We start from the raw sequence: 6971 nt of genomic DNA, 5'->3' as shown, positions 1-6971 counted from the left end.
TTCCCCGAGACGCCCGAGCCGCCTCCGCCTCAGCAGACCGCCGCGAGCCGCTGGACGAGCTCCACCTGGCGCCCCACGCCGACCTTCGAGAGGATCGCCTTCACCTGCGCCCGCACGGTGGACGGCGCCACGCCGCGGCTGGCGGCGATGTGGGAGACCGGCGAGCCCTGGGTCATGGCCATCGCCACCTCGGCTTCCGCCGAGGTGAGTCCGTAGAGTTCCTGCAGCACCGGCGTCCGATCGGCGCCGCCCGGCGACCGCTCGCGCAGCAGGAGCACGGCCTGCCTGCGGAAACAGACGCTCCGGGCGGGAAGCGACGGCAGGACGTCCACCACCAGCGGCGCGCCCGTTCCGCGGCCGAGCACCAGGACCCGCTCGTGGGCGCGGGAGGCGGCGTCGTGGAGCGCCTCGCGCAGCGCCGCCTCGTCGGCCGGGTCGGCGAGCGACAGCCGGCCGCCGGCGACTTGCAGGGGCGAACGGCGCAGGGCCGTTGGCTCGGGGCCCTCCAGCACCAGGCCCTCGGGCGTGCAGACGATCGGCTGGACGCCGGTGCGGCGCACCATCAGGGTTGCAATGCGCACGGCGGCGGCCTCGAGCGCCACCTGGTTTTGCACCGCCTGGCCGACGGCGTTCAGCTGCGCCTCCAGCCGCGGGGTCCGAGGCGGGAGCGCCTCGCGGTCCAGCCGCAGGACGACCTCCAGCCCGTGGGCGCAGGTCAGGGAAAGGAGCTCGAGCGCCTGACGGGGATGGACGCCGATCAGGCCGTGGCTGCCGGCCACGATCCAGCGCCGGCCGTCCTCCCGGCCCTCCAGCCAGGCCGCGCGGCCGCCGAGCTCGGCCGCCAGGGCAGCCAGGGCGTCGCGCCAGCCGTCCGGCATATCCGGGGCGCATGCGAACGCGGCGACCACCCTGTCGACATCCGGTTCCGGAGCCCTCCGCCACGCACGATTGTCCGGCAGCATTCTGCATCCCCCGCACTTGACCGGTGACAGGTTCGCCGCCTCGGAGCCCGGGGGCCATGAACAGCGTGTTGACAGGCCGCTAAAACCCCTTCGAGATCGAACGAAGTTACCCGGAAAATCCGCCTGCAGAGCGTCCGGGCGTTTGGGGGAGTTGTTCAGCGTGACCGGGGGGCTGCGTATCGTCGTCGTGGAGGACGAGCCGCTGACGCGGGAGAGCCTCGTCCGGTACCTCGCGGGCCAGGGGCATCAGGTTCGCGGCGCGAGTTGTGTCGAGGCCTGCCGCGCGGCGCTGCGGGCCGAATCCGCCGACGTCGTGCTGCTCGATATCGAGTTGCCGGGGGAGGACGGCCTCGGCTACGCCCGGGAGCTGCGCCAGCGCGGGGGCGTCGGCGTGATCATGGTGAGCGAGCGCTCGGAGGTCGCCACCCGCATCGCCGCCCTGGACGACGGCGCCGACGATTTCCTGGCCAAGCCCGTCCACCTCGAGGAACTCGCCGCCCGCGTGCGGAGCGTCGCGCGGCGCCGCGGCCTCGGGCGGACCGGACGCCTGCGGCTGGGCGTTCTGGTCCTGCATCCCGAGGAGCGCCGGGCGGTCGCCGGGGCGGGGGAGATTCCCCTCACGCGGGGCGAATTCGACCTGCTGCACAAGCTCGCCCAGGCCGACGGGAAGATCGTCGCGCGCGAGGCGCTCAGCGAGACGGTGGCCCGCGGGGTCGGAGACCTGCGCTCGGTCGACGCCCTGGTGAGCCGGCTGCGCCGCAAGCTCCCGCCGCCGCCGGAGGGGCCGCTGATCGTCACGGCGCCCGGCTTCGGCTACCGGTTGGGGACCCCCGTCGTGGCGGAGGAATGACCTCCGTCCCCAAAACGGGGGATGCGCCTCTCGCGGGCGGCGGGCCAGGGTCGCGGATGGCCATCGCCCCACATGTGGTCCCGGACGACGCCGCGCCCCGCCTGCACGGGCGGGCCACCGAACTGGCGACGATCCTTTCTGCGCTGGGCGATCCGTCAGTGCGCATCATCGTGGTGCGCGGACCGGCCGGAGGCGGGAAGAGCGCCCTGCTGCGGACGGCCCTGGAGCAGAGCCGGGCCGGCGGCGCGCTCTGCGGCGTCGGCAAGTACGCCCAGGGGCAGTCGGGGCGGGACCTCGAGCCGCTCATCCACGCCCTGGAGTCCGCGATCGCCTCGGGCCTGGACCAGCTCTACGATCCCGCGGCGGGGCTGCGCGACCTCGGGCGGAGTCTGGGCGAGCATGCCGCGGTGCTCGCGGCCCCGGCGTCGGGGCTCCTGCGCAGCCTCGCCGCGGGGCGAGGGGCCGAACCGGTCACCGCCGACCGGGCCGACGAGCGCCTCGCCCACGCGGTCATCCAGGCGCTGCGCTGGCTGGAGGGCTTCGGCGCCCCCGTGCTCCTGCTGATCGACGACTGGGGGCGGGCCGGCGAGCAGGCGCGGCGGCTGTATGCGCGCCTGGCCGCCGAGCGGTCGCTCCCGAACACCCGGATTCTCGCCACCGAGCGCGACGAGGAGGCCTTCGCTCCGCTCCCGCCCGGCGCCCTGGTGACACAGCTCGGACCGTTGCCCGGCGAGGCGCAGCTCTCGCTCGCCGCCGAGCTCCTGGGCCCGAAGAGCGCGGCGGCCGGGGAGGTGGTGGCCTTCCTCGGGTCGGCGGCCGGGCTGCCGTTCGACCTCGTGCAGTCGACGCGCATCCTGGAGCAGCAAGCGCTGAGGCTGGAGCCGGCAGGCTGGCGCCTCGACCCACAACGGGGCGCGCCGGCCCTGGCCGGGGCGGCGGCCCGAGCGCTCGTGCGCCGCGCCGGAGAGGCCAGCGCGCCGGCGCTGGAGCTCGCCCGCCTGCTGGCGGTCTATGGCGACGACATGCTGCTGGAGGACCTCTGCGCCGCCGCCGGCCTGGACACCGAACAGGGCGGGGGGGCGGTGGGGCGGCTGGAAGCCTCGGGTCTCGTGCGCCGCCGCGGCGGCCATGTGCGCTACGCCCACGACCGCCTGCGCGCCGAGGTCTTGGCGGAGCTGCCGCCACAGGAGCACGCCGTCCTGGCCGCCGATCTTGCGGAGTCGCTGCGGCGCGGCGGCGTCCGACCGGGCGATGGCGAACGTGGCATGGCGATGCTCTGGCGCCGCCTGGACGGCGGTCTGGAGGAGGCCGACGCGGCCTGGTGGCGGGACGCCTTCACGGCCGGCGCCTTCGCGGCGCGCCAGAGCGGCGACCGGGACGCGGCGGAGGTCTTCGTGCGCGCCGGCCTGGGTCTGGCGCAGCGCGGCGCCGGCTTCACCTACCCCCTGCTCACGGAAGCCGCCTCGTCGGCGATCAGCCGGGGCGACCACGCCCGCGCCTGTCGGTTCGCCGACGACATGGCGGCCTTGGCCGCGACCCCGGCCGAGCAGGCGGCCGCCGACGAGATGCGGGTCTTCGCCCGTCGCGCCTCTGGCGACCTGGACGCAGCCCTGGAGACGGCGCGCGAGGTGCTCGCCAATGTCGGCGTCCGGCTGCCGCGGCGGGTGACGGCGCCGAACCTGGCGCGGGCGGTGGTGCGGGTGTTCAGCCTCGACCCCCGCCGCGCCGTCGCGCCGCTTGGCCCCGAGGAGCTGGCGGTCGAGGCGCCGATGATGCGGGCCATGAACGGCATCGGCTCGCTGCTGTTCGAGCGCGACCCGCTGCTGGTCGTGCTCCTGGTGACGCGGACCCTGTCGTCGCGGGTGGTCTATGGGACGGCGGCCGGCGCGGCGACGCTCGCGCTGCTGTGCTGCGCGTTCGGCGCCTACCGACGGGCGGCGGCCTGGGCCGAGGCGGCTGACCGGCTGCAGTCGGACGAGCAGCCCCTGCGCGCCATCGCCAAGCAGTACGCCTCAAACTTCGGCCACGTGTTCGCGCGCCCGCGGCCGGTCACCCGCTCGCGGGGCGAAGAGATGGAGGCGCTGGCCTGGGCCGGCGGGGACCTGGCGGTCGCCGCCTACGGCAACCGCGACCGGGTGCTGGACGCCATTTTCAGCGAGGACCCGCTGGACGCCACCGTGGAGCTGGCGGACGCCGCGGTGCGGCTGGCCGAACGCCTCAAGGATACGCCGACCATCCCGCACGTGCGCGCGCTCCGCCAGTTGATCGCGCAGTTGGTCGAGGGCGGCGAGGCCGGCTGGCGGCTGGACGGGGCGTATTTCGACCTCGAGGCGACCCGGCGCTTCCTTCAAGCCGAGGGGCTGGCCAATACGGGCCGGGCCGTGGCGGCGCTGGAAGCTCTGCTGGGCGTGCTCTATGGCCGCTACGCGGCCGTGGCGGACATGTCGGCGCGGACCTGGCCGCGGTTCACGCCCGCCCCGTTCCAGGCGCAGAGCCAGATCTGGACCTTCGCCACCGGACTGGCGCTGTTCCGCACCGGCGGCCGGCCGCCCCTCTTCGCCCTCTGGAACCTGCGGCGGCTGGCCAGGCTCAATCCCGGAGACTTCCTGCACCGCGCCCGCCTGCTCCAGGCCGAGGCGCACCGCGTCGGCGGACGGCGCGCCGCAGCCCTGCGGGCCTATGGCGAGGCCGTGCGCGCGGCGGCGCAGTCGCGGTGCCTGCTGGAGTGCGGGCTCGTGGCCGCCGCGGCCGCCGAAGGCGCCGAGATGCTGGGCGCCCACGACCGGAGCGAGGCCTGGCGCGGCCGTGCGGCGGCGGCCTGGCAGGCTCTGGGCGCCGAAGGGCTGTTGGCCGCCCGGTTCGGTGCGCCGGCCGCGACCCCCGCGGAGCACGCCCTGTCGGCCATGGTCGCCGACCTGCAGGCGCAGCATGCCGGTCGTGAGCTGGAGCTGCTCGCCGCGCGAGAGGCGGCCGAGCGCGCCAACCGCGCCAAGTCGCGCCTCCTCGCCGCCGTGGGCCACGAGCTGCGCACGCCGCTGCAGGGGGCGCTCGGGCTGGTGGAGCTGGCCGAAGGCGGCGGAGCCCTCGACGTGGCCAACCTCCGCAAGGCGCTGCTCAACCTCTCCGGCGTCGTGGGCGATCTCACCGACCTGGGCGTCCTCGAGGGCGGAGTGCTCCAGATCCGGCGGGCGCCGTTCGACGCGAGCGCCGCGGCGCGCTCTGTGGTGGCGCTGCACGCCTCCGCCGCCGGGGCGTTGGGACGGGCCCTCACCTACGACGGTCCCACCTCGCCGGTCTGGATCGACGGCGACGAAGGCCGGGTGCGGCAGGTGCTCGGGAACCTGGTGGCCAACGGCCTGAGGCACGGGGCGGGCGAGGTCCGCCTGGGTCTCCACGCCGAGGCCGCGGCCGGGCGGCTCACCTTCACCGTCAGCGACCAGGGCCGGGCGCTGACCGACGCCGAGCTCCTCCGGATCTTCGAGCCGTTCGAACGCGGCGGGGCGGACGACGGCGGCGGTCTCGGTCTCGGCCTGTTCCTGGGGCGACACCTCGCCCGCGCCATGGGCGGCGACCTCGGCGTCGAAGGCCTGCCGGAGGGCGGCAAGGTCTTCCGTCTCGAGATCCAGGCCTCGGCGGTGGCGCCCGTGGAAGAGCCGGCGGGGGAGGGCGAGCTCCGGGGACTCCGCGTGCTGCTGGCGGAGGACACCGACCTCAGCCGCGAGGTGCTGGCGGCCCTGCTGCGGCGGGAAGGGTGCGAGGTCGTGGAGGCCCAGGACGGACGGGAGGCGCAGGGCCGCCTGGCCGAGGAGTCGTTCGACCTCGTCCTCCTCGATCACCGGATGCCGCGCCTGAGCGGCCTTGAGGTCGCGCGCGCCGCCGTGGCGTCGGGCGCGCGAACGGTCCTGATGACCGCCAGCGTCGAGCGATCGCTGGAGAAGGAGGCTCTGGCCGCGGGGGTGGATTGCGTCCTCGAGAAGCCCGTCAGCCTCGCGGGCCTCAGGGCGCTCGGACGCGGCGGCATCCGGGCGCGGGCGGCGGAGAGCGGCCCGGCGCGGGTGGCCGAGCTCCGGGCGCAGCTCGGCCCGGCGGGGAACGACCTGCTGCGCGCCGTACGGCCGACCCTGGAAGCGGAACTCGCGCGCCTGTCGGAGCTCTCGGTCGACGATCCGGCAGTGGTGGCCGCCCAGCTGCACCGGCTGCGCGGCATGGCCGGCCACTTCGGCCTGGAGGCGGTAGGTGAGGCGCTGGCGACGGCGCCGGAGGGCCGCGTTGCGGATCCAGCCGTCCTCCTGCCGCGACTTCAGGCCGCGCTGGCCGAGACCGACTGGAGCGTGTTCGAGGCAGACTAATCGCCTTATGCGCGAATAAGTCGGGCTGGCCCGCAGTCCCGTCCAAAGTCGACGGGGCGACATTACTTGCGCGGGGGGATCGGCAACACTGAGGCCGTTATCCCTAACCCCGTCAGAACCTGAAACTTTCTGCCGCCGTATCCCCCATTTTGGGGATGTGGGGACCCCCGACCCCGGCTTAACCCTTGATTAAGGACCGGCCGCTCGTCGGCTGGGATGGGGGAATCTCATCGGTCCAATCGGTGTGGTCGGCGCGCGGAGGGCTCCGCGCGCGATGAGGGAGTGTGTGCCGTGGCTGACTTCGGTGGACCGGGGAACGACGACATGGTGGGCGGTCCGGGCGCCGACAGCCTGGACGGCCTGGCGGGGAACGACAGCCTGTTCGGCGGCCAGGGCGACGACTCCCTGGTGGGCGGCGCGGACGATGACCGCCTGACCGGCGACCAGGGCTCCGACACCCTCGATGGCGGTTCCGGGCACGACATCGCCGGCTATCCGCTGCCCCCGGGGAGCACGGGCGTCCTGCGTCTCGCGCCCGGCGCCGGGGCCGGCGAGATCCTGGTCCAGCTGGTGGACGGGAACACCGTCACCGACGTCTTCCGGGTCACGGTCACGGGCGGTTCGGCCACCGTCGAGGGCCTGAACCTCGCATCCGAACTCGGCGTGGACACCGTGACGGGCGTCGAGGAGCTCCACTTCTTCATCGACCAGGCCCAGGGGCCGGGCCAGTTCGCGGGGATCAACTTCGAGGTCGTCGCCGGCCAGGTGAGCGGCGGCTTCGCCTTCGTCTCGGGCTCGGCGGGTGACGAC

At 74.9% G+C, this 6971-nt stretch carries 4 protein-coding genes; 3 read left to right on the top strand and 1 reads right to left on the bottom strand.

Annotated elements, in window-relative coordinates:
• Positions 1-29: 29 nt before the first annotated feature.
• Positions 30-878: a helix-turn-helix transcriptional regulator gene (locus V7Z97_RS18550; RefSeq protein WP_334164925.1), complete on the bottom strand. Its 849-nt coding sequence runs from the start codon at positions 876-878 to the stop codon at positions 30-32.
• Between the two features lie 244 nt (positions 879-1122).
• On the opposite strand from V7Z97_RS18550, the gene V7Z97_RS18545 reads away from it, so the two are divergent.
• From V7Z97_RS18545 to V7Z97_RS18535, 3 genes are all read left to right on the top strand, one after another.
• A complete protein-coding gene (locus tag V7Z97_RS18545; protein WP_334164924.1) occupies positions 1123-1812 on the top strand; it encodes a response regulator transcription factor in 690 nt (229 codons plus the stop codon).
• A gap of 56 nt (positions 1813-1868) precedes the next feature.
• Complete coding sequence (locus V7Z97_RS18540) at positions 1869-6161, top strand: ATP-binding protein (protein ID WP_334164923.1); 4293 nt, start codon at positions 1869-1871, stop codon at positions 6159-6161.
• A gap of 291 nt (positions 6162-6452) precedes the next feature.
• On the top strand, positions 6453-6971 hold a 519-nt coding region (locus tag V7Z97_RS18535), incomplete at its 3' end, for a calcium-binding protein (RefSeq protein ID WP_442958053.1).

This window comes from Phenylobacterium sp., from assembly GCF_036821595.1.
Lineage (GTDB): Bacteria > Pseudomonadota > Alphaproteobacteria > Caulobacterales > Caulobacteraceae > Phenylobacterium.
This window is presented reverse-complemented; position numbering and strand designations above follow the sequence as displayed.